16 protein-coding genes are annotated in these 19,726 nt (G+C 65.1%); 4 read left to right on the forward strand and 12 right to left on the reverse strand.

What is annotated here, in order from left to right; genetic code table 11:
- Position 1: 1 nt before the first annotated feature.
- The 8 genes from BJ122_RS17285 to ggt all read right to left on the reverse strand — a co-directional run bounded on the left by BJ122_RS17285 (position 2) and on the right by ggt (position 8,187).
- Positions 2-166 carry a cbb3-type cytochrome c oxidase subunit 3 gene (locus tag BJ122_RS17285; RefSeq protein ID WP_027279186.1) on the reverse strand — a complete coding sequence of 55 codons (165 nt, stop codon included), beginning with the start codon at positions 164-166 and terminating at the stop codon, positions 2-4.
- A 12-nt stretch (positions 167-178) separates the two neighbouring features.
- The gene (gene ccoO, locus BJ122_RS17290; protein ID WP_110782430.1) at positions 179-913 is read right to left on the reverse strand and encodes a cytochrome-c oxidase, cbb3-type subunit II; all 735 of its coding nucleotides are present in this window, start codon (positions 911-913) and stop codon (positions 179-181) included.
- An 11-nt stretch (positions 914-924) separates the two neighbouring features.
- On the reverse strand, positions 925-2,571 hold the full coding sequence (gene ccoN / locus BJ122_RS17295) for a cytochrome-c oxidase, cbb3-type subunit I (RefSeq protein WP_110782431.1): 1,647 nt from the start codon (positions 2,569-2,571) through the stop codon (positions 925-927).
- Between the two features lie 247 nt (positions 2,572-2,818).
- Positions 2,819-3,736: a 2-dehydropantoate 2-reductase gene (panE, locus tag BJ122_RS17300; protein ID WP_110782432.1), complete on the reverse strand. Its 918-nt coding sequence runs from the start codon at positions 3,734-3,736 to the stop codon at positions 2,819-2,821.
- A gap of 135 nt (positions 3,737-3,871) precedes the next feature.
- A complete protein-coding gene (locus BJ122_RS17305; RefSeq protein WP_110782433.1) occupies positions 3,872-4,603 on the reverse strand; it encodes an SDR family NAD(P)-dependent oxidoreductase in 732 nt (243 codons plus the stop codon).
- A 58-nt stretch (positions 4,604-4,661) separates the two neighbouring features.
- On the reverse strand, positions 4,662-5,261 hold the full coding sequence (locus BJ122_RS17310) for a 2-hydroxychromene-2-carboxylate isomerase (RefSeq protein ID WP_110782446.1): 600 nt from the start codon (positions 5,259-5,261) through the stop codon (positions 4,662-4,664).
- Positions 5,262-5,413: 152 nt separating this feature from the next.
- Positions 5,414-6,304, reverse strand: coding sequence for an SDR family oxidoreductase (locus BJ122_RS17315; RefSeq protein WP_110782434.1), 891 nt, complete (start codon positions 6,302-6,304; stop codon positions 5,414-5,416).
- Between the two features lie 122 nt (positions 6,305-6,426).
- Positions 6,427-8,187, reverse strand: coding sequence for a gamma-glutamyltransferase (gene ggt / locus BJ122_RS17320; protein WP_181418981.1), 1,761 nt, complete (start codon positions 8,185-8,187; stop codon positions 6,427-6,429).
- 68 nt (positions 8,188-8,255) lie between these two features.
- On the opposite strand from ggt, the gene BJ122_RS17325 reads away from it, so the two are divergent.
- Both BJ122_RS17325 and BJ122_RS17330 read left to right on the forward strand, forming a co-directional pair.
- Positions 8,256-9,644: an MFS transporter gene (locus BJ122_RS17325; RefSeq protein ID WP_110782435.1), complete on the forward strand. Its 1,389-nt coding sequence runs from the start codon at positions 8,256-8,258 to the stop codon at positions 9,642-9,644.
- Between the two features lie 274 nt (positions 9,645-9,918).
- Complete coding sequence (locus BJ122_RS17330; RefSeq protein ID WP_110782436.1) at positions 9,919-11,013, forward strand: 3-deoxy-7-phosphoheptulonate synthase; 1,095 nt, start codon at positions 9,919-9,921, stop codon at positions 11,011-11,013.
- A gap of 263 nt (positions 11,014-11,276) precedes the next feature.
- Here the strand turns inward: BJ122_RS17330 and purH are convergent, their stop codons facing one another.
- From purH to BJ122_RS17345, 3 genes are all read right to left on the reverse strand, one after another.
- A complete protein-coding gene (purH, locus tag BJ122_RS17335; RefSeq protein WP_110782437.1) occupies positions 11,277-12,869 on the reverse strand; it encodes a bifunctional phosphoribosylaminoimidazolecarboxamide formyltransferase/IMP cyclohydrolase in 1,593 nt (530 codons plus the stop codon).
- A 204-nt stretch (positions 12,870-13,073) separates the two neighbouring features.
- Positions 13,074-14,831 carry a heparinase II/III family protein gene (locus tag BJ122_RS17340; protein ID WP_110782438.1) on the reverse strand — a complete coding sequence of 586 codons (1,758 nt, stop codon included), beginning with the start codon at positions 14,829-14,831 and terminating at the stop codon, positions 13,074-13,076.
- Between the two features lie 286 nt (positions 14,832-15,117).
- The gene (locus BJ122_RS17345; protein ID WP_110782439.1) at positions 15,118-16,467 is read right to left on the reverse strand and encodes an RsmB/NOP family class I SAM-dependent RNA methyltransferase; all 1,350 of its coding nucleotides are present in this window, start codon (positions 16,465-16,467) and stop codon (positions 15,118-15,120) included.
- Between the two features lie 189 nt (positions 16,468-16,656).
- On the opposite strand from BJ122_RS17345, the gene BJ122_RS17350 reads away from it, so the two are divergent.
- Both BJ122_RS17350 and BJ122_RS17355 read left to right on the forward strand, forming a co-directional pair.
- Complete coding sequence (locus tag BJ122_RS17350; RefSeq protein ID WP_110782440.1) at positions 16,657-16,884, forward strand: DUF1674 domain-containing protein; 228 nt, start codon at positions 16,657-16,659, stop codon at positions 16,882-16,884.
- A 248-nt stretch (positions 16,885-17,132) separates the two neighbouring features.
- Positions 17,133-17,606 carry a thermonuclease family protein gene (locus BJ122_RS17355; RefSeq protein WP_245407779.1) on the forward strand — a complete coding sequence of 158 codons (474 nt, stop codon included), beginning with the start codon at positions 17,133-17,135 and terminating at the stop codon, positions 17,604-17,606.
- A 142-nt stretch (positions 17,607-17,748) separates the two neighbouring features.
- Here the strand turns inward: BJ122_RS17355 and BJ122_RS17360 are convergent, their stop codons facing one another.
- Positions 17,749-19,503, reverse strand: coding sequence for an alkaline phosphatase (locus BJ122_RS17360; RefSeq protein WP_181418982.1), 1,755 nt, complete (start codon positions 19,501-19,503; stop codon positions 17,749-17,751).
- Positions 19,504-19,726 lie beyond the last annotated feature (223 nt).

Raw genomic sequence — 19,726 nt, forward strand, 5'->3', positions numbered from 1 at the left:
ATCAATCCTCCCGCAGCGGCATGCGGGCCGCGGCATCGAATTTCGCCTTGTTGCGCGGCCAAAGGGCGTAAACCACGATGGCGATGAAGAGACCGACGAACAGCGGCGTCCAGAACGTCAGCACGAAGTCCGAGATGAAATTGTCGGCGGCGAGAATTGCTTTCATGTCACCGCTCCATCACCGCAGGTTGGCTTTTGCGTCGTAGAGTTTGAAATCGACGAGCGTACCGAGCATCTGCAGATAGGCGATCAGCGCATCCATCTCGGTGGGATTGCCGTCCTTGCCGTCGAAATTACGCACCACGGCCTTGGGATAGCGCTTCATCAGCTCGGCCGCGCCGGGACTGTCCGGATCGACCTGCGCCTTCATGTCCTCGGTGGCACTGGCGATCTGCTCGTCGGTGTAGGGCACGCCGACCAGCCGGTTGGTGCGCAGATGTTCGGCAATGTTGCTGCTGTTGACCTCGTTCTTGGCGAGGAAGGCGTAGTTCGGCATCACCGATTGCGGCACGATCGCCCGCGGGTTCTTCAGATGGGTGACGTGCCAGTCGTCGGAATATTTGCCGCCGACCCGGGCGAGATCAGGCCCGGTGCGCTTCGATCCCCACTGGAACGGATGATCGTACATGCTTTCCGCCGCCAGCGAGAAGTGGCCGTAGCGTTCCACTTCGTCGCGCAGCGGGCGGATCATCTGCGAATGGCACAGATAGCAGCCTTCGCGGATGTAGACGTTGCGGCCGGCAAGCTCGAGCGGCGTATAGGGCCGCACGCCGTCGACCTTCTCAATGGTGCTCTTGAGATAGAACAGCGGCCCGATTTCGACCAATCCGCCGATCGAGATCACCACGACAATGCCGATGATCAGGATGATGGAGTTCTTTTCGAAGATCTTGTGGCGATCCCAGAATGACATTGTGAGATCTCCTATTCAGCGGCCTGAAGCGCAACGCGCGGCTGCGTTTCCGACGATTCGCCGACACGCACCGTCATCCAGAGATTGTAGGCCATGATCAGCGCTCCGATCAGGAACAGTCCGCCACCCGCAGCGCGGATCACATAGAACGGGTGCATCGCTTCGACCGTCTCGATGAACGAATATTCGAGGAAGCCGAGCGAGGTGTACGCACGCCACATCAGGCCTTGCAGGATGCCGGACACCCACATTGAGGAGATGTAGAGCACGATCCCGAGCGTCGCGATCCAGAAGTGCCAGTTGACGAGTTTCAGGCTGTAGAGTTGCTTGCGGTTCCAGACCCACGGCACCAGGCAGTACAGCGCGCCGAACGACACGAAGCCAACCCAGCCGAGCGCACCGGAATGCACGTGGCCGACGGTCCAGTCGGTGTAGTGGCTGAGCGAGTTCACCACCTTGATGGCCATCATCGGGCCTTCAAAGGTGGACATGCCGTAGAACGCCACCGACACCACCAGCATGCGCAGCACGGGGTCAGTGCGCAGCTTGTCCCAGGCGCCGGACAGCGTCATCAGGCCGTTGATCATGCCGCCCCAGGACGGCATCCACAGCATGATCGAGAACGTCATGCCGAGCGTCTGCGTCCAGTCCGGCAGCGCGGTGTAGTGCAGATGGTGCGGACCGGCCCAGATGTACAGGAAGATCAGCGCCCAGAAGTGGATGATCGACAGCCGATAGGAATAGACCGGCCGCTCGGCCCGCTTCGGGATGAAGTAGTACATGATGGCCAGGAAGCCGGCAGTCAGGAAGAAGCCGACCGCGTTGTGGCCGTACCACCACTGGAACATGGCGTCCTGCACACCGCCCCAGGCGATGTAGGATTTTGAGCCGAAGAACGACACCGGCACGGTCGGGTTATTGCCGAGATGCAGCACCGCAATGGTGATGATGAAGGCAAGATAGAACCAGTTGGCGACGTAGATGTGCGGCTCTTTGCGCTTCATCAGCGTCATCACGAAGGTCAGCAGATAGACCACCCAGATCACGGTGAGCATCAGGTCCGCGTACCATTCCGGTTCCGCGTATTCCTTGCTCTGGGTGACGCCGAGCAGATAGCCGGTGCCGGCGATCACGATGAACAGGTTGTAGCCGATCACCACGAACCAGGGCGCCAGTTCGCCGGCGAGCCGCGCCCGCGAGGTTTTCTGCACCACGTAGAACGAGGTGGCGATCAGCACGTTGCCGCCGAAGGCAAAAATCACCGCGGAGGTGTGTAGCGGCCGCAGCCGTCCGAAATTGACCCATTCGCCGAGATTGAGCGCCGGGAACGCCAGCTGCGAGGCGATGATCACCCCGACCGTGAACCCGGCAATGCCCCAGAACATCGCCATGAAGGCAGTGAACTTCACCGGCCCGAGATTGTAATTGGGGACGCCGTTGATTTCCTGCGGCGGCAGCGCACCGCGCGCGGAATAGCGGGTGATGATCGCCACCACGGCCCAGACGCTGACCGCCGCCAATATCGCGGCGTGGAAAGCGAAAGCGCCATCCTGCGCCTTGAACACGCCAAGGACGCAGTAAGCAGCCAGGACGACGAAGAAGGCGATCAAGCCCCCCTCGCCGACGGTGATTCGTTTCGAAGTCAGGGCCTGGGTCATGGGGTCAGCTTCTCAAGCAGGACGGTGCCATTCAGCAAATGCGTTTTCATCGCATTCCATTTGATCGAAATCAAATTGCTCATTCGGTAGGCAGAGGTGGCCAGAGCCGCACGCAAACGCTTCGCAGAGGGCCAAGCATTTGCAGAAGTATTCTAATTCCAGATGGCAGCGTCGCCGCTTTTCTCAGATTGGCAAATACCTTGCGACGAAAGTCTGAGAACAAAACTGCATTATCGGTAAAATTGCCTTACCGGCGCAGCTGCTCGTAGGTAGCCAAGTGAGTGAGAATAATGTGCAGTCGCGGCACCGGCACTTTGCTCGTTTCACCGCGCGCGATCAGATCGCCGATCATGTGATTCGCTTCGATCGGCGCGCCGGCCTGGATGTCGCGGAACATCGAGGCGGTCAGTGACGATCCTTGAGTGGTCAAAAGTGCTCTCGTGCGCGTCAGCGACGGCGCGCGCGGCGGATAACCGGCGGCCTCGGCGACCGCGCAGCATTCGTCGAGCACGCCTAAAATGAACTCAGGGCCGCCCGGGCTGGCCATGATCGCGCCGACCGGCCCGCGCATCAGCGTGGTGACGCCGGCCAGCGTCGCCACGAACACCCACTTCTCCCACATCTCCTGCAGAATCGCGGTGCTGGCATGAACCTCAAAGCCGGCACCCTTGAGCGTTTCGGCGATCGCCTGCACGCGCAGCGACAGCGTGCCATCACGCTCGCCAAAGGTGATGGCGTTCATCGGCACGAGCTGCACCACATGGCCGTCGCCATCGAGCGTGGCCGCGATCACGCATTGCCCGCCCAGCACCCGCTCAGCATCAAAGGCGGCATCGAGCGCGTCGAGATGGGCGAGGCCATTGAGCAGCGGCAAGATCACGGTGGTTGGACCGATCGCGGCACGGATCGACGCCATCGCGGCATCGAGATCGAACGCCTTGCAGCTCAGCAGCACCAGATCGAACGGCTCGGCCAATTGTTCGGTGAGCAGCAGCTTCGGGGTCAGCGTGACATCGCCATGCGGGCTTTTGATCACCAGGCCATCGCTGCGCAATTGCTGCGCACGCCGCGGCCGCACCAGGAAGGTGACGTCGCGCCCGGCCTCGACCAGACGCCCACCAAAATAGCCGCCGACCGCGCCGGCGCCGACCACCAGAATCCGCATCTCGCTCCCCTCACGCCGTTATCACCGGCCTTGCGTCGCTGTTAGCGCATTTTGGCGGCCAAGACACGCGCTTCGCGCGGGCCAATTGGAACGGTCAGCTGCAACGGCGAGGTGGAACCGGCAGATCGCGCGCGGCTACCATTTCTCCTTGAACGGCCGGATATCCATTTCAAAAGTCCAGGCGCTATTGGGCTGCTGATAAAGCTGCCAATAGGCATCGGCCACCGCTGCTGGCGGCATCAGCACGGCGCCCGGATCGAACGACGAGCCGGCTTCGGCGCGGCGCTCGCGCACCCAGGCGGTGTCGACCCCGGCGTCGATGATCAGATGCGCGACATGGATGTTGTGCGGCCCGAGTTCCCGCGCCATCGCCTGAGCCACCGCGCGCAGCCCGAATTTGGCAGCGGCAAAGGCCGCATAGCCGGCACCGCCGCGCAGGCTGGCGGTGGCGCCGGTGAAGAAGATCGCGCCGCGGCCGCGCGGCATCATCAGCCGGGCCGCTTCGCGCCCGCTGAGAAAGCCGGCATAGCACGCCATCTCCCACACCTTGCGGAACACCCGGTTGCTGGTGTCGAGAATCGGAAAACGGACATTGGCGCCGACATTGAAGATGCAGACCTCGAGCGGCGCATGCGCGTCGGCTTCATTCAGAAAGCCCGCCACCTGCTGCTCGTCGCGGGCATCAAGCGATCGCGCCACCACCCGGCCGCCCGCGGCTTCGATCTCCTCGACCAGCGGCTGCAGCTTGTCGCCCTGGCGCCGCCCGGCAAACACCGTAAAACCTTCGGCGGCAAATTTCTTGGCGATCTCGGCGCCGATGTAATCGCCGGCGCCGATCACCGCGGCAGTCGCGTTGCGGTCGGCCATCTCGCTCTCCTGCTGCTCTGATCGTATCGCGCGCACTCAATGGCTTCCGCGCGATCAACTACGCAAACATCTCCTCGACATCGCGCAGCTGTTCCTTGCCAAAGAACATCTCGTCACCGACAAAGAAGGTCGGCGCGCCGAACGCGCCGCGCTTCACCGCGTCCTCAGTATTGGCGATCAGTTCGGCTTTGACATCGGGATGCTGCGCGCGCTCGAGAAGGCCAGCGCCGTCGAGCCCGGACGCGGTCAGCGCCGCCGCCGCGACCTGCAGGTCGCCCATCGGCTTTGGCTCCGCCCACATATGGAAGAACGCCGCCTCCACATAGGGCGCCAAGATACCCTCCCGGCGCGCGGCGACCGCGCCGCGCATCAGGTTCAAGGTATTGACCGGGAAATGCGGGTTCCAGACATAGCGCGGCACGTTGTAGCGCTTGAGGAAACGCCGGGTCTCGGTCTCCATGAATTCCAGCTTGTTCTTGATGCCGGCCAGCGCCTCGATCGGCGACTTGTTGTTGGTGGCCTTGAAGATGCCGCCGAGCAGCACCGGCACGTAGTCGAACTTGACGCCGATACGCTGTTCGATCGCCGGGATCGCGAGATGGGCAAGATAGGCATTGGGACTGCCGACGTCGAACAGGAACTGCGGCGCGGCGGGCATGGTGGCTTCCTCCTGATGACTGGCGGTCTTAAGCCGCCCGGCCCCATTGTTCATATGATGGTGATCATTTCAACAACTTTGCCGCAAGCGACCGGCGGTCCGCGCGGGGCGGACCGCCGTGCCTGGTCTGTAGTGGGTTAGGAGCGGCCGCGTTACGCCTTGGCGGCCGAGACTGACGGCAGCGGCATCACGCTGACGCCAGGCGGCGGCACGTCATCATCCGGCACGAAGAAGTCCGACATCAGCTGCGCGCTCGGATCGACCCGGTAGTGCTCGAAATCGGTGACGCCGGCGGCATAGAGCACCTTGTCGTCGATGCAGAACTGCCCGGTGAATTCCCGCGCCGGCTTGGTGAGGATCGCATGCGCGGCATCGCCCATGATCTCCGGGGTGCGGCTGCAACGGATCATGGCGTCGCCGCCGAGCAGATTGCCGACCGCGGCGGTGGCAATCGTGGTGCGCGGCCACAGCGCGTTGACCGCGATGCCGGCGCGCTTCAGCTCGCCGTACAGGCCGAGCACCACCATGCTCATGCCGAACTTCGCCATGGTATAAGCGGTGGAATGCTCGAACCATTTCACATTCATATCGAGCGGCGGCGACAGCATCAGGATATGCGGATTGTCCGACTTCTTCAGATGCGGAATGCAATATTTCGACACCATGAAGGTACCGCGGCTGTTGATGCCCATCATCAGGTCGTAGCGCTTCATATCGGTGGCCTGCGAGTTGGTCAGGCTGATCGCGCTGGCATTGTTGACACAGACGTCGATGCCGCCGAATTCGGCCACGGTCTGATCGATCGCGGCAATCACCTGGGCTTCGTCGCGAATGTCGCACACCAGCGGCAGCGCCCGGCCGCCCGCAGCGCGGATTTCCTCGGCGGCGGTGTAGATGGTGCCCTGCAGTTTGGGATGCGGCTCCGCGGTCTTGGCCGCGATCGCGACATTGGCGCCGTCGCGCGCCGCGCGCAGCGCGATCGCCAATCCAATGCCGCGGCTCGCGCCGGTGATGAACAGCGTTTTGCCTTGCAGTGATGCCATGTTCCGTCCCTTGGTTGGCGCCGTGGCGCGTGTTTCCTTGATCTGCCGTGCTAACGGAAATCGCGGCAGCCACCAAGCAGATCATTGGTCGCGCGGCTTGTGTCGACCGGCCGCGCCAAGCGTTACTCCGCTGCCGCTGCCGCGCCGCGGGTGCGCGGATCGGGTGCGCCGCGCGGGCCTTGCGCGGTCATCAGGATCGAGTTGGCCGAGGTCTGGCCGAGCGGCGTCACGATCTGGTGGCCTTTGCTCTGCAACGCGCCCAGCACCGCCGGATCGAAGCCGCGCTCGACCCGCACTTCATCGGGCTGCCATTGATGATGGACGCGCGGCGCCGCCACCGCGGCAGCGACGTCCATCTGGTAGTCGAGCACATTGACCATCACCTGCAGCACCGCGGAAATGATCCGGCTGCCGCCCGGCGAGCCGGTGACCAGCAGCACTTTGCCGTCTTTCAGCACGATGGTCGGCGCCATTGATGACAGCGGCCGTTTTCCGGGGCCCGGCAAATTGGCTTCAAAGCCAACGAGGCCAAAGGCATTGGCGGCGCCGGGCGCGGCAGTGAAGTCATCAAGCTCGTTGTTGAGCAAGACGCCGGTGCCCTCGGCGATCAGCCCGACGCCATAGGAGAAATTCAGCGTGGTGGTGTTGCTGACCGCGTTGCCCTGCGCATCGACCACCGAAAAATGGGTGGTGTTGTCGCCCTCGCGCGGCGGCGGCAACATCTCGGTCGCGGGCGTGGCGCGATCGGCGTGAATCGAGGCGCGCTGCTTGGCGGCAAAATCCTTGTCGAGCAGCCGCGACAGCGGCGCATCGACGAATGCCGGATCGCCGAGATAGCGGGCACGGTCGGCATAGCCGCGCTTCATCGCCTCGATCAGCCAATGCAGCGACTGCGCCGAGCCTTGCGGCGCATCGCGCAGCGGCAGCCCTTCCAGAATGTTGAGCGACTCGATCAGCACCGGCCCGGCCGAGGATGGCAGCGGCATCGCCACGATGTCATAGCCGCGGTAGCTGCCACGCAGCGGCGTGCGGATCAGCGCCTGATAGGAGCGCAGATCCTCGGTCGTGATCAGGCCGCCGGCATCCTGCACCGCGCGCGCCAGTCTGTCGGCGACGGGACCGTCATAAAAGCCGCGCGCGCCCTGCGCCGCGATCGCTTCGAGCGTGACGGCCAAATCGGCCTGCACCAGCCGGTCGCCCTCGCGATAGGGACCACCATCAGGCCGCGCCAGCACGCGCGCGGTCGAGGGCCAGCGCGTCAGCCGGCGATGCCAATCCGGCAACGTATCGGCAAGGTCGTCGCTGACCACAAAGCCATCGCGCGCCAGCGCGATCGCCGGTTGCAGCAGTTCAGCGAGCGAGAATTTGCCGGAGCCGTATTTCTCCAGCGCCAGCGTCAGCCCGGCGACCGTGCCGGGCACGCCGATGCCGAGTGCGCTGTCGCGCGATTTGGCGTTGTCGGGCTTGCCATCGGCGCCGAGGAACATGTCGCGAGTGGCGGCGGCCGGCGCGGTCTCGCGATAGTCGATCGCGACGTCATCGCCGCCGGCGCGGTGGATCAGCATGAAACCGCCGCCGCCGATATTGCCGGCGCGCGGATAAGTCACCGCCATCGCAAAACCGGTCGCGACCGCGGCGTCGACCGCATTGCCGCCCTTGGCCAGCACGTCGCGGCCGACCTCGGCGGCGAGCCGCTCCTGCGCGACCACCATGCCGCGCGTGCCGACCACCGCCATTGGTGCGCCGAGCGGCGCGCTGGCGCCGCGGCGGTCCTGGGCGCTGGCGATGCCGAGCAGCAGCGCCGTGATGATGCCGCAATAAAGCAGCAGCGACGCCAGCCGATGCGGCCCGCGGCGGATCCGGAAAAACGTTGTCTGCACCATGGTTCGGAAAGCTATCCTGAAAGACGCGGCTGTGGCAAAGCGGGCATCTGTCGGGAGGAACCAGCGACATGGCGGACACTTTGCCGGGGAGCACGCCGCTCGCCCCCACCAGCTATCCGCCGCGCCGCGCCGTGATCGGCTGGATTTTGTTCGATTGGGCGGCGCAGCCCTATTTCACGCTGATCACCACCTTCATCTTCGCCCCCTATTTCACCACCTTCGTGGCGCCTGATCCGGCGACCGGACAATCATGGTGGGGCTTTGCCACCGGCAGCGCCGGTTTGGTGATCGCGCTGGCATCGCCGCTGCTCGGCGCGGTCGCCGATGCCAGCGGCCGGCGCAAGCCCTGGATCTTCGCATTCGGCGCGCTGCTGGTGATCGGCTCGTCGCTGATGTGGTTCGGCAAGCCGGGCGATCCCAGTCTGATCCTGCCGCTGCTGATCGCCTATGGCATCGCCACCATCGGCGTCGAATTCGCCACCGTATTCAACAATGCGATGATGCCGACGCTGGTGCCGCCGGAAAAGATCGGCCGACTGTCCGGCACCGGCTGGGCCACCGGCTATGTCGGCGGCATCCTGTCGCTGGTGCTGGTGCTGGGCTTTCTCGCCGGCAGCCCGGAGACCGGCCGCACGCTGTTCGGCATCACGCCCTGGTTCGGGCTCGATCCAGCGACGCATCAAGGCGACCGCATCACCGGGCCGCTGACCGCGCTGTGGTTCGTGGTGTTCGTGCTGCCGATGTTTCTGTTCACGCCGGATTTCCCGGCGCGCAGCAAAGTGCGCTCGGCGCTGCGCCAGGGAGTTGCCGAGCTGCGCGACACGCTGCGGCAATTGCCAAAGCACCGCGCGATGGCGACCTTTCTGATCGCCAACATGATCTACACCGACGGGCTGGTGTCGCTGTTTGCCTTTGGCGGCATCTATGCGGCCGGCACCTTTGGTTGGCACACGCTGGAGATCGGCACGTTCGGCGTGCTGCTGGCGATCGCCGCGGCGTGCGGCGCTTATCTCGGCGGCAAGCTCGACGATGCGTTCGGGCCGAAGCGGGTGATCGCCGGCAGCCTGGTGCTGCTGCTGATCGCGGTGTTCGGCATCCTGCTGATCGACCGCGATTCCATTCTGTTCATGGCGGTGACGCCGCCGCAGCCGGGCGGCGGGCTGTTCGCCTCGCCCGCGGAACAAGCCTATCTGCTGCTCGGCAGTCTGATCGGCATTGCAGGCGGCCCGCTGCAAGCGGCCTCACGCACGCTGCTGATCAAGCTGGCGCCGCGCGATCGCGTTGCGCAGTTCTTTGGGCTGTTCGCGCTGACCGGCAAGGTCACCGCGTTCATCGGCCCGATGCTGATCGGGCTGATCACCGCGCTCACCGCCAGCCAGAAAGGCGGGCTTGCGGTGCTGGTGCTGTTCTTTGTCGCTGGTCTGGCGCTGCTGGCCACGGTGCGGGTACGGCGGTGACCAAGCGCTAAGGTGATGGTTTGACAGGTTTTCTCGGCGCAGAACGGTATTGCCGCCGCACGAAAACGCGCGCGTGGACAATCAGGCCGGTCTGGGCTATAGGACGACCATGATCCACTCGACCGCCTCGTTTTGGTACTTTTATTACGACAGCTCGCTGGCGGCGGGAGGATTGCGCTCGATCTGAAGATTGCAGCATCAAATCCGAAAAGCCGCCAGACCTGGCGGCTTTTTCGTTTAAGCCGGCGGGTCTCCTGATCAGGAGCTAACTGCCGTGTTGACCACCACCGACGACCTTCGCCTCAAGCAGATCACCGAACTCAGTACACCCGACGAGGTGATGCGCGAGATTCCGCGCACGCTTGCCGCGACGCGCACCGTTGCCGCCGCCCGCAGCGCGATTCACGACATCCTCACCGGGGCCGACGACCGACTGATTGTCATCGTCGGCCCTTGTTCGATTCACGATCCGGCTGCGGCCATGGACTATGCCAGCCGTCTGGCGGCGCTGCGCGAGGCCCTCGCCGACCGGCTCGTGATCGTGATGCGGGTGTATTTCGAAAAGCCGCGCACCACTGTGGGGTGGAAAGGGCTGATCAACGACCCCGATCTCGACGGCAGCTTCCGGATCGACAAGGGGCTGCGGCTGGCGCGGCAGGTGCTCGCGGCCGTCAACAAGCTCGGCTTGCCGGCCGCGACCGAATTCCTCGATCTGATTACGCCGCAATACATCGCCGATCTGATCGCCTGGGGCGCGATCGGCGCGCGCACCACCGAAAGCCAGATCCATCGCGAGCTGGCGTCCGGCCTGTCGTGCCCGATCGGCTTCAAGAACGGCACCGACGGCAATGTCCGGATCGCGGCCGAGGCCGTGAAATCGGCCGCGCAGCCGCATCATTTCATGGCGGTCACCAAGGGCGGCCGCAACGCGATCGCGGCGACCACGGGTAACAGCGACTGCCACATCATCCTGCGCGGCGGCGTTGCGCCGAACTTTGATGCCGCAAGTGTTGATGCCGCCGCAGTCGTGCTCGGCAAGGTCGGCGTCGCGCCGCGCGTGATGATCGATACCAGCCACGCCAACAGCGGCAAGAAGCCGGAAAATCAGCCGGCGGTGGCGGCCGACGTGGCGCGTCAGGTGGCGGCCGGTGACAACCGCATCATTGGCTTGATGATCGAGAGCAACATCGCGGCCGGCCGGCAGGATGTGGTGCCGAATAAGCCGCTGACCTACGGCCAGAGCATCACCGATGGCTGCATCGACTGGGCGACCACCGAAAGCGTGCTGCACGAACTCGCCGCCGCCGTGGAAGCCAAGCGTGCTGCCCGGCAACCCCAGCGCCAGCAGCACGGCGGTGCCGCGGCCTGAAGCACGCGCAGCGGGATCGCGATCATTCGCTGTCCCGCTATCGCTTCATCGTCGATACCACCTAACTAATCGTCATGGCCGGGCTCGTCCCGGCCATCGACGTCTTTGAACTTGGTCAGCGTGTAAGACGTGGATACCCGCGACAAGCGCGGGCATGACGGTCATTGGTGGGAGCCGTTGGTATTCAAACCCTACACGGCTCCTAAAACGCGAATGCCCGCGCAAAGCGCGGGCATTGCCAGTCCCCTTGAGGACGATTGGTCTTAGTGCCGGAAGTGGCGGGTGCCGGTGAACACCATGGCGATGCCGGCGTCGTCGGCGGCCTTGATCACTTCATCGTCGCGCACCGAACCGCCCGGCTGGATCACCGCGGTGGCGCCGGCCTCGATCGCCACCAGCAGGCCGTCGGCGAACGGGAAGAACGCATCGGAGGCCACCACCGAGCCCTTGGTCATCGGCGCCGCCAGCTTCAGCTCGGCAGCGGCGTCCTCGGCCTTGCGCGCCGCGATGCGCGCGGAATCGACCCGGCTCATCTGACCGGCGCCGATGCCGACCGTGGCGAGATCCTTGGCGTATACGATGGTGTTCGACTTGACGTGCTTGGCGACCCGGAACGCGAACTTCAGATCGCGCAGCTCGGCTTCGGTCGGCTGACGCTTGGTCACCGCCTTCAGCACCATGTCATCGACCACGGCATTGTCGCGGCTCTGCACCAACAGACCACCGGCCACGGTCTTGTAGGTCAGGCCGTTGGCGCGCGGGTCCGGCAGGCTGCCGGCGAGCAGCAGCCGCAGGTTCTTCTTGGCGGCGACGATCGCGATCGCTTCGTCGGTCGCGTCCGGCGCGATGATCACTTCGGTGAAGATCTCGGTGATGGCGCGCGCCGCTTCGGCATCGAGCGTGCGGTTGAGCGCGACGATGCCGCCGAACGCCGAGGTCGAGTCGCAGGCCAGCGCCTTGCGATAGGCGTCGAGCAGGCTGCTCCCCTCGGCGACGCCGCAGGGATTGGCGTGCTTGACGATCACGCAGGCCGCGGTGCGGCTCGCGTCGAACTCGCCGACGCATTCATAGGCGGCGTCGGTGTCGTTGATGTTGTTGTAGGACAGTTCCTTGCCCTGCACCTGGCGCGCGGTGGCGACGCCCGCACGCTTCTCCGGCGTGGCGTAGAACGCCGCGTTCTGATGCGGGTTTTCGCCATAGCGCAGGCTCTGGATCAGCCGGCCGCCGACCGCGCGGAAGTCCGGCGCGTCGGTCTTGAGCTGGGTGGCGAACCAGTTCGAGATCGCGGCGTCATAGGCGGCGGTGCGGGCATAGGCCTTGGCGGCCAGGCGCTTGCGCAGCGTCAGCGTGACGGCGCCGTCATGGGCGGCGAGTTCGTCGAGCACCGCCTGATAATCGGCGGCTTCCACCACCACCGCGACGTCGTCGTGGTTCTTGGCGGCCGCGCGGATCATCGCCGGACCACCGATATCGATATTCTCGATGCAGTCCTCGTAGCCGGCGCCCTTATCGACGGTGGCCTCGAACGGATAGAGGTTCACCACCAAGAGATCGATCGGCACGATGCCGTGGTCGCCCATCGCCTTGACGTGCTCGGCATTGCCGCGGATCGCCAGCAGGCCGCCATGGACCTTGGGATGCAGGGTCTTGACCCGGCCATCCATCATTTCCGGAAAGCCGGTCAGGTCGGACACGTCCTTGACCGCCAGCCCCGCGGCCGCGATCGCCTTGGCGGTGCCGCCGGTCGACACCAGTTCGATGCCGCGCGCCGCGAGCGCGGTGGCGAATTCGATCAGGCCGGTTTTGTCGGAAACGGACAGCAAGGCGCGGGTGATACGGCGCGGATGGTCAGTCATGTCGATTGTTCTCGGTAATATGATATGGGTTGAATGCGCCGACGAGCTTCACAGCGGGGCGCGTCAATTCGAGACGCCGCCTAGCATGGATTGCCTGGCCACGGAACCACAGCGTCGGCAATTGACGAATAATTGCTGACTTTGCCGCGCCAAACTGCTGATAGCGCGCGGTTTGGGCGGCCGCGCGACCCGCTCCGGCGCGCCTTACAGCGGCAATTGCGGCGCCCGGCTGGCGCTGCGGCGCGCGGCGGTGGCGCTCGGCGAGCCGGCAGCGGAGCGGGTAAAACTCCAGCGCACGGTGGCGTTGTGCTTGGCATCCTGGCGCACCACGATCTGCACGCTGCGGCGCGGCCCGTCATTGCCGGCCAAAAACACGCTTTCCTCGAGATCGACCTTGTCGTCATGGGCCTCGAAGGTCCAGACCTCGCGCGAGGGCAGCACCAGCACCACCGCACGGGCATCGTCGAGCCGATTGGCCTTGACCGCCGGATGCAAATGGAAACGCACGGCGAAACTGCCCTCGCCGCCCTTGATGCGGCCGCCCGACGGCGGCGACAGCGTATCCTCGCCATCGAGCCGCGAGCCATCCGGCGCCATGGTCAGCACCCGGCGATGGATGATGTTGAAGCGCGACTGATAACCGTCATGCGAGGCGGTGAGCGTGGTGCCGTTCGGTCCGACCTCGCGATAGACCTCGACATTCGAGGGGCCGGACACGATCGGCGCGCCGCGCAAGAACCGCTTCATCGCGCCGCGCTCCACGAACTGACACGACGAGCTGTCGTGATAGGTCACGGTGGAATGCGCCGCGGTGGCGCGGGCAAAGACCCGCCAATTGTCGCGCCCGGAGGTCGGCACGCCGCAATTGACCACGATCCGGCTCGGGCCCGACGACATCTCGAACGACAGGCAGCCGGCATGGGCTTCGTCGCTGACATTGGGCGGCGGCGGCGGGCCGGTATCGACGATCACGGTCAGCGCGGCGGCGTCGAGCCGCTGAAAACCGGAATGCGGCATGCTCGCCATCGGGCTGCCATGGGTGTCGTCATAGGCCAGCAGCGTCGCCAAGAGATCGGTGGGCGTGCTGCTCATGCCGTTGAACAGCGCGAAATTGCCGTCGCCATGGCGGAAGAAGCGCAGCATCGGCATCATGCGGTCGATGGCATTGAGCAGCGCCGGCGGCGGCGCGATGTTGCGCGCCGAAAAAGTCTGCCGCAGCGGCAACAGATCGATCATCAGCTCGATCAGCGCGCCGGGATTGCGCGAGAAATGGCCGCCATCGGGCAGAATCTGGCGTTGCAGCTCGTCCGACAGCCGGCGCGACGCCGAGCGGATGTAGCGCGCCTGATTGGCAAGACACAGCGAGGCGTAACACAGCGCGATCGTGACCTGCAGCCGCGGCAGGCCATCGGGAATGTTGCCGGTCGGGAAGCGCAGCACCCGGATTTCACCGGCGAGCGCGCGCAAATAGCGCCGATAGAATTTGCCGTCGGTGTCGCTCAGCACCAGCGGCGCCTGCGACAATAGCGAGATCACCCGGCGCGCCATCACTTCGGGGCGGTTGCCGGCCGGGCGGCGCCGGCCGCCGAGCGTCATCCATTCATCGACCAAGGAGCGCGCATTGGCGCGGGTGATGGCGGTGTCGGCGGCGCGCAGATGGCGCAGCCAGCCAAAGCCGAGCAACGCCACTTCCCAATCATGGGACGGCGGTTCGTGCTCGAAGATCGAACGGCCATGGCAGGTGACGATCTTGCCGGCGAACACGAAGCGGCCGGCATAGATCTCCGCGGCGCGGGTGGCGTCGGCAGTGCGCAGATCATTGGGGGCGATGGTCAGCCGGTCGGTGCGCCCCGGCCACAGCCGCGACACCGCCAGCGTGCCCTGCGTGACGCGCGCCATCACGTTCCGGGCGAACCGGCCCAGAACCAGCGTTGACAGGCGTCTGCGATAGGCTCCCGACACCGGCGCTAGCGTCCCGGTTCCCAGAGTCGCGTCACGTTGTAGCCCCCTCTTTCCCCACGCCTGTTCCTAGCAACCTTTCGTGCGCAAATGGATGGTGCAGCGGCGCCCCGCGCTGGAGATCCGGACGGCGCGCCCATGACGACATGGTGTGAATCAGAACGCACCAGATTTAACGAGACTTTTCTGCACCTGTTCTAGTCCGGAAATCTCTCGGGCACACCTTTGGGTGTGCAAGACCGCCGCGACGAGTCGGCCCGGCTCGCTATAACCGATTGAAAAACAGAGATTAAGGGGCTTTGAGCAGCCGCGCGGCATAGAAGCCGTCAAGCCCGGCAAAGCGCGGATCGGCATGCGGCAGATGGCACGGCAGGGTGCGCAGCTCGCCCTGCGCCGTGATGATCTCCGAAAGCCCCGCCACTTCGGAGGCCGTGACCGGTACCCGGCTCAGCGACGAATCCGCCGCCAGCAGCGCCGCGATCGCCTGTTCGCCCTCTTCGGGCTCGAGCGAGCAGGTGCAATAGACCAGCAGCCCGCCCGGCCGCAGCAGCGATGACGCCTTGCGCAGCAGCCGGCTTTGCAGATCGCACAGCGCGGCGATGTCGCTGTCCTGTTTCAGCCAGGCGATGTCGGGATGGCGGCGGATGGTGCCTGTGGACGAACAAGGCGCATCGAGCAGAATGCCGTCATAGAGGCTGTGGCCGTCGCCCCATTCGGTGGCGTCGGCGACCACGGTTTCGGCCTTGAGCGACAGCCGGGTCAGATTTTCCTGCAGGCGCGCGATCCGGTTCGGTGAGCGATCGATCGCGGTGACGATCGCGCCGGCATGGGCGAGCTGCGCGGTCTTGCCGCCGGGCGCGGCACAGAGATCGAGAATGCGCTGGCCGGCGACCTCGCCGAACAGCCGCGCCGGCAGCGCGGCGGCGGCATCCTGCACCCACCATTGGCCGTCATCATAGCCGGGCAGCATGCGCACCGAGCCTTGCAGCAACGTGCGCACCGTGCCGGTCGGCAGCACTTCGCCATGCAACCGCGTGGCCCAGGCCTCATGATCGGATTTCACGGTGAGATCGAGCGAGGGTTCTTCGCCGAGCGCCTGAGCGATTTTGCGCGCGGTGTCCTCGCCATAATGCGCGCTCCAGCGCGCCAAAAGCCAGGACGGCACGTCGGGCGACTGGCCCTGCAATTCGTCGATCAACTGCGCGGCTTCGCGCGCGCAGCGCCGCAGCACGGCATTGACCAGCCCGGCATAGCGCGAGGCGCGCCGGTCGGACTGCACCAGCCGCACCGACAGATCGACCGCGGCATGGTCGGGTACATCCATCCAGAGAATCTGCGCGGCGCCGATCAACAGCGCGCTATGGGCGCGCGGCGCATCGGTCGGCACGCCGCGATCGAGCAGCCGCGCCAGCACGTGATTGAGCGTGCCGAGCCGGCGCAAAATGGTCGCGACCAGCCGGCGCATCAGCGCGCGGTCGCGATCGGACAGCGTCTTCAAACCCGGATGGGCGGCAGCGCCATCAAGCTGATCGTCCAAGGTGCGGCGCTTGAGCAGCACGCCGTCGAGGATATCGGCGGCGATGCGGCGCGCAGCGAGGCCAGGGACTTCGGAGGGCGGCGCGAATCTGGTGGAGGGCATGCGAACAGGCTATCATGATTGCAGGCTGCGGATCGACGCCGAAGGCGCGATCTTTCACGGGTTGTGCGTGATGGCATGCGAATATGCCAAATGTAAGAATCCACTTCGCGGCGCAACCAGCCGATGATAGCCAACACGCCATGAGCGTCCGGTGGTTCACGCTGGGAACCGTCGCGCGGGAGAGTGCCGATGACGGAACAAAGCAAAGCAACCACCACCGACAATGAGGCGCCCGCCGAGCAGCCCGCCAAGGTGCTGTCGCCGGCGGCGCAGCGCGCGCTCGCCGAAGCGGCCGAACGCCGCGCCAAGGCTGAAGCCGAAGCCAAGGAGGCCGCCAAGGAGATCAACGGACCGAAGGGTCCGGAGCCGACCCGCTATGGCGATTGGGAACGCAAAGGCATCGCGTCGGATTTTTGAGGGCTGCGCGATTTGCAATCGCGATGTCGCCGGCGGTTCCGGGAGCAACCAGACGCCGCACGCACGCGCGTTATCAGTCCGTCAATCACAATCTGTGATTGACGTTGCGCACCGATCGCGACTCGCTGTAGCCTAGGAATATGTACCCAGCTCCACGACCAGGATCGGTGGTGCGCTTTCCGTCACCCTGGCGGCGGAGGCTGACGCCCTGGCGACGGCGATCAACGAGCCTGTGGCCCTGGGTATTCGTGCTTGGCATCGCGATTGGCAGCCTGTTGCCAGACCAGTTTGCGCTGCGATGGCCTAGTCCAGGAACTCCGCCGGACAACAGGGAAATCTGGCAGCAACCGACCGCCCCTGGCGAGCGACTTGCCGCCAAGGTGCTCTATGTCGTCGATGGCGACACCTTTTCCGCCCGGTTACGGCTGTCGAATGGCAGCGAAATCACCGAGCGGGTGCGGCTGCGCGGCATCGACGCACCGGAGATGAAGGGGCAATGCGCCGACGAGCTGCGCCGCGCGGAAGCAGCCGCCACAGCGCTGCGCGCAATGCTGGCCGAAGGCGGGGTGACGATCACCAATATCGGTCCTGACAAATATGGACGGGTGCTGGCCGATGTCGCGACCAAACGCACCGACAATGTGGCGGCGGCGCTGATCGCCGCCGGTCATGGCCGCCCTTACAATGGCGGCCACCGCGGCGGCTGGTGTCCGGTGCGCTAACGACGCTTAGCGGCCGCTGCCATTGCCCCGTCATCCCCGCGCTGGTCGCGGGGATCCACGTCTTAGCAGCCGTGCAGGTTCAAAGACGTGGATGGCCGGGACAAGCCCGGCCACGACGTGCGGAGAGTTTGGTCTCAACCCATCATTCCTTTTTCGCTGCCGCCAACCCCAGCGCTTCGGCCATCACCCGAAACACCTCGGTATTGTCCATCGAACCGCGCACCCGCTCGCTGCCCGGGCCGGTGGCGGTGAGGATCACATCCTCGCCGGAATGAACGCTGGCATTCATCATCGCCGGCAGATTGCCGATCCGCAGCACCGCGCCCGGCACATCCTTGTATTTGTCATTGGCCTTGAACGTGCCTGGCGTGTCGCCGGGCGTGGTCGGCTCATTGGGGCCATCGAGCTTCGGGCGCAAAGTCTCGTAGTGATCGGGCAGGCTGGCCGACAGGATCGCCAGCCGGCGGCTGACGTCGATCCGCGCCGGATAGCCGTCGGCATCGGGCGATGGGTAGTTCGGGAAACCGGCCTTGTCATAGACGCCGATCCGCTCGCGCGCCGTGCCGCTCGGCGGCGCGCTCATATCGTCGTTGATGGTGCCAACCAGCGCATTGGGATGATTGTGATCGGCAAGCACCAGGATCAGCGTGTCGTCGCCGCGTGCTTTCGCCCAGTCGCGGGTCTGGCGCACCGCATTGTCGAGCATGATGGTGTCGTAGACCGCGCGCTCCATGTCGAGCGCATGGGCGTATTTGTCGATCAGTCCCGACTCGACCATCAGAAAAAATCCGGCATCGTGCTTCGACAGCACATCGAGCGCGACCGCGACCTGCTGGGTGAGATCGGGCTGATCGGGATTTTTGGCAACGCCGCCGCCTTTCAGGAAACGGCGATCGAGCACGCCGTCCATATTGCCGGGCGCAAACAGACCGAGCAATTTTGGCGGAGTGTCCTTGCTGACGGCATCGAGTTCCGTGGCGGTGGTCGCGATGCGATAGCCGGCATCGCGGAACTTGGCAAAATAGTCGGCGCCATCTTTGCGCTTGCCACCGGCTTCTTTCGGCAGGAAATGCGCACCGCCGCCGCCCATCAGCACCTGCGGCTGAGCGGCAAACAACTGCTCGACAATCTGATCATAGGCCGCGCGCCGCCTGGTATGCGTCAGCATCGCGGCCGGGGTGGCGTCCTCGATCTCGGTATTGGTGACGATGCCGACCGCAAGGCCGAGCCGGCGCTTGGCGAGTTCAGCGATCGTTTCCACCTTGGGATCATCGAACGGGCTGGCGCTGCGATCGGCATAGACGCCCATGGCGTTGACCGCGGTCTTGTGGCCGGTGGCATAGGCGCTGGCGGCATTGGCCGAGTCGGTGATGATAGAATCGGAGCCGGCGGTCGCGACCAGCGCCATTTGCGGCATGTCGTCGATCGCGAGCTTGCCAAAACTCTTGCCCTCGCGGATGCCCTTGGACAGCAGCCGTGCCGCGATGCGATGCGCCGGCGACAGCCCGTCGCCAATGAACAGGATGACGTTTTTCGCGCGGCGCGGCGCGGTGTCATAGACCGTCCAACGAACGCTCTGTTGGCTGCTGCCATCGGAGGCCTGCACCTGATAGTGGCCAGCCGGCAGCGTCAGCTCGCGCAGCAGCAGCGCCGATTGCGGCTTGCCGTCCTCGCGCGCGATCAGCTCCGGCGCCTTGCCGAACAGAGTCGCGGCATCGGTGCCATTGATGGTCAGTGAGGCGTTGCCCGCGGTCACTTCGCCGGCGAACTCGACCTTGAGGTCGAACTTGGCGCCAGCCACCATCTCGGCGCGGTCGATCGGATAGATGGTCTGCGCCGCGGCTGCCGAGCTGATCAGCATGGCGGCGGCAATGGTGGTGACGAAGTGCCTGGTCATAACAACGGGTCCGTTTGGGAGCGCGGGACCGTATGAGTGGCACATGACGGGTCGATGACGAAGACCGCCTGACCTTGTCGAACAGGCAGGCCGAGAACCCGCCCCAAAAGCGCGCGAGCGTCAGAACTGTAGCAACCATTAGAGCGCGGTGTGGTTTTCGACCCATGGCGAGCCGCGCTGGACGACGGTGTTTGCGTAGATGAGGAGTTTGCGAGCGCAGGCG

Origin of the sequence: Rhodopseudomonas faecalis (assembly GCF_003217325.1) — a bacterium.
Classification (GTDB): Bacteria; Pseudomonadota; Alphaproteobacteria; order Rhizobiales; family Xanthobacteraceae; genus Rhodopseudomonas; species Rhodopseudomonas faecalis.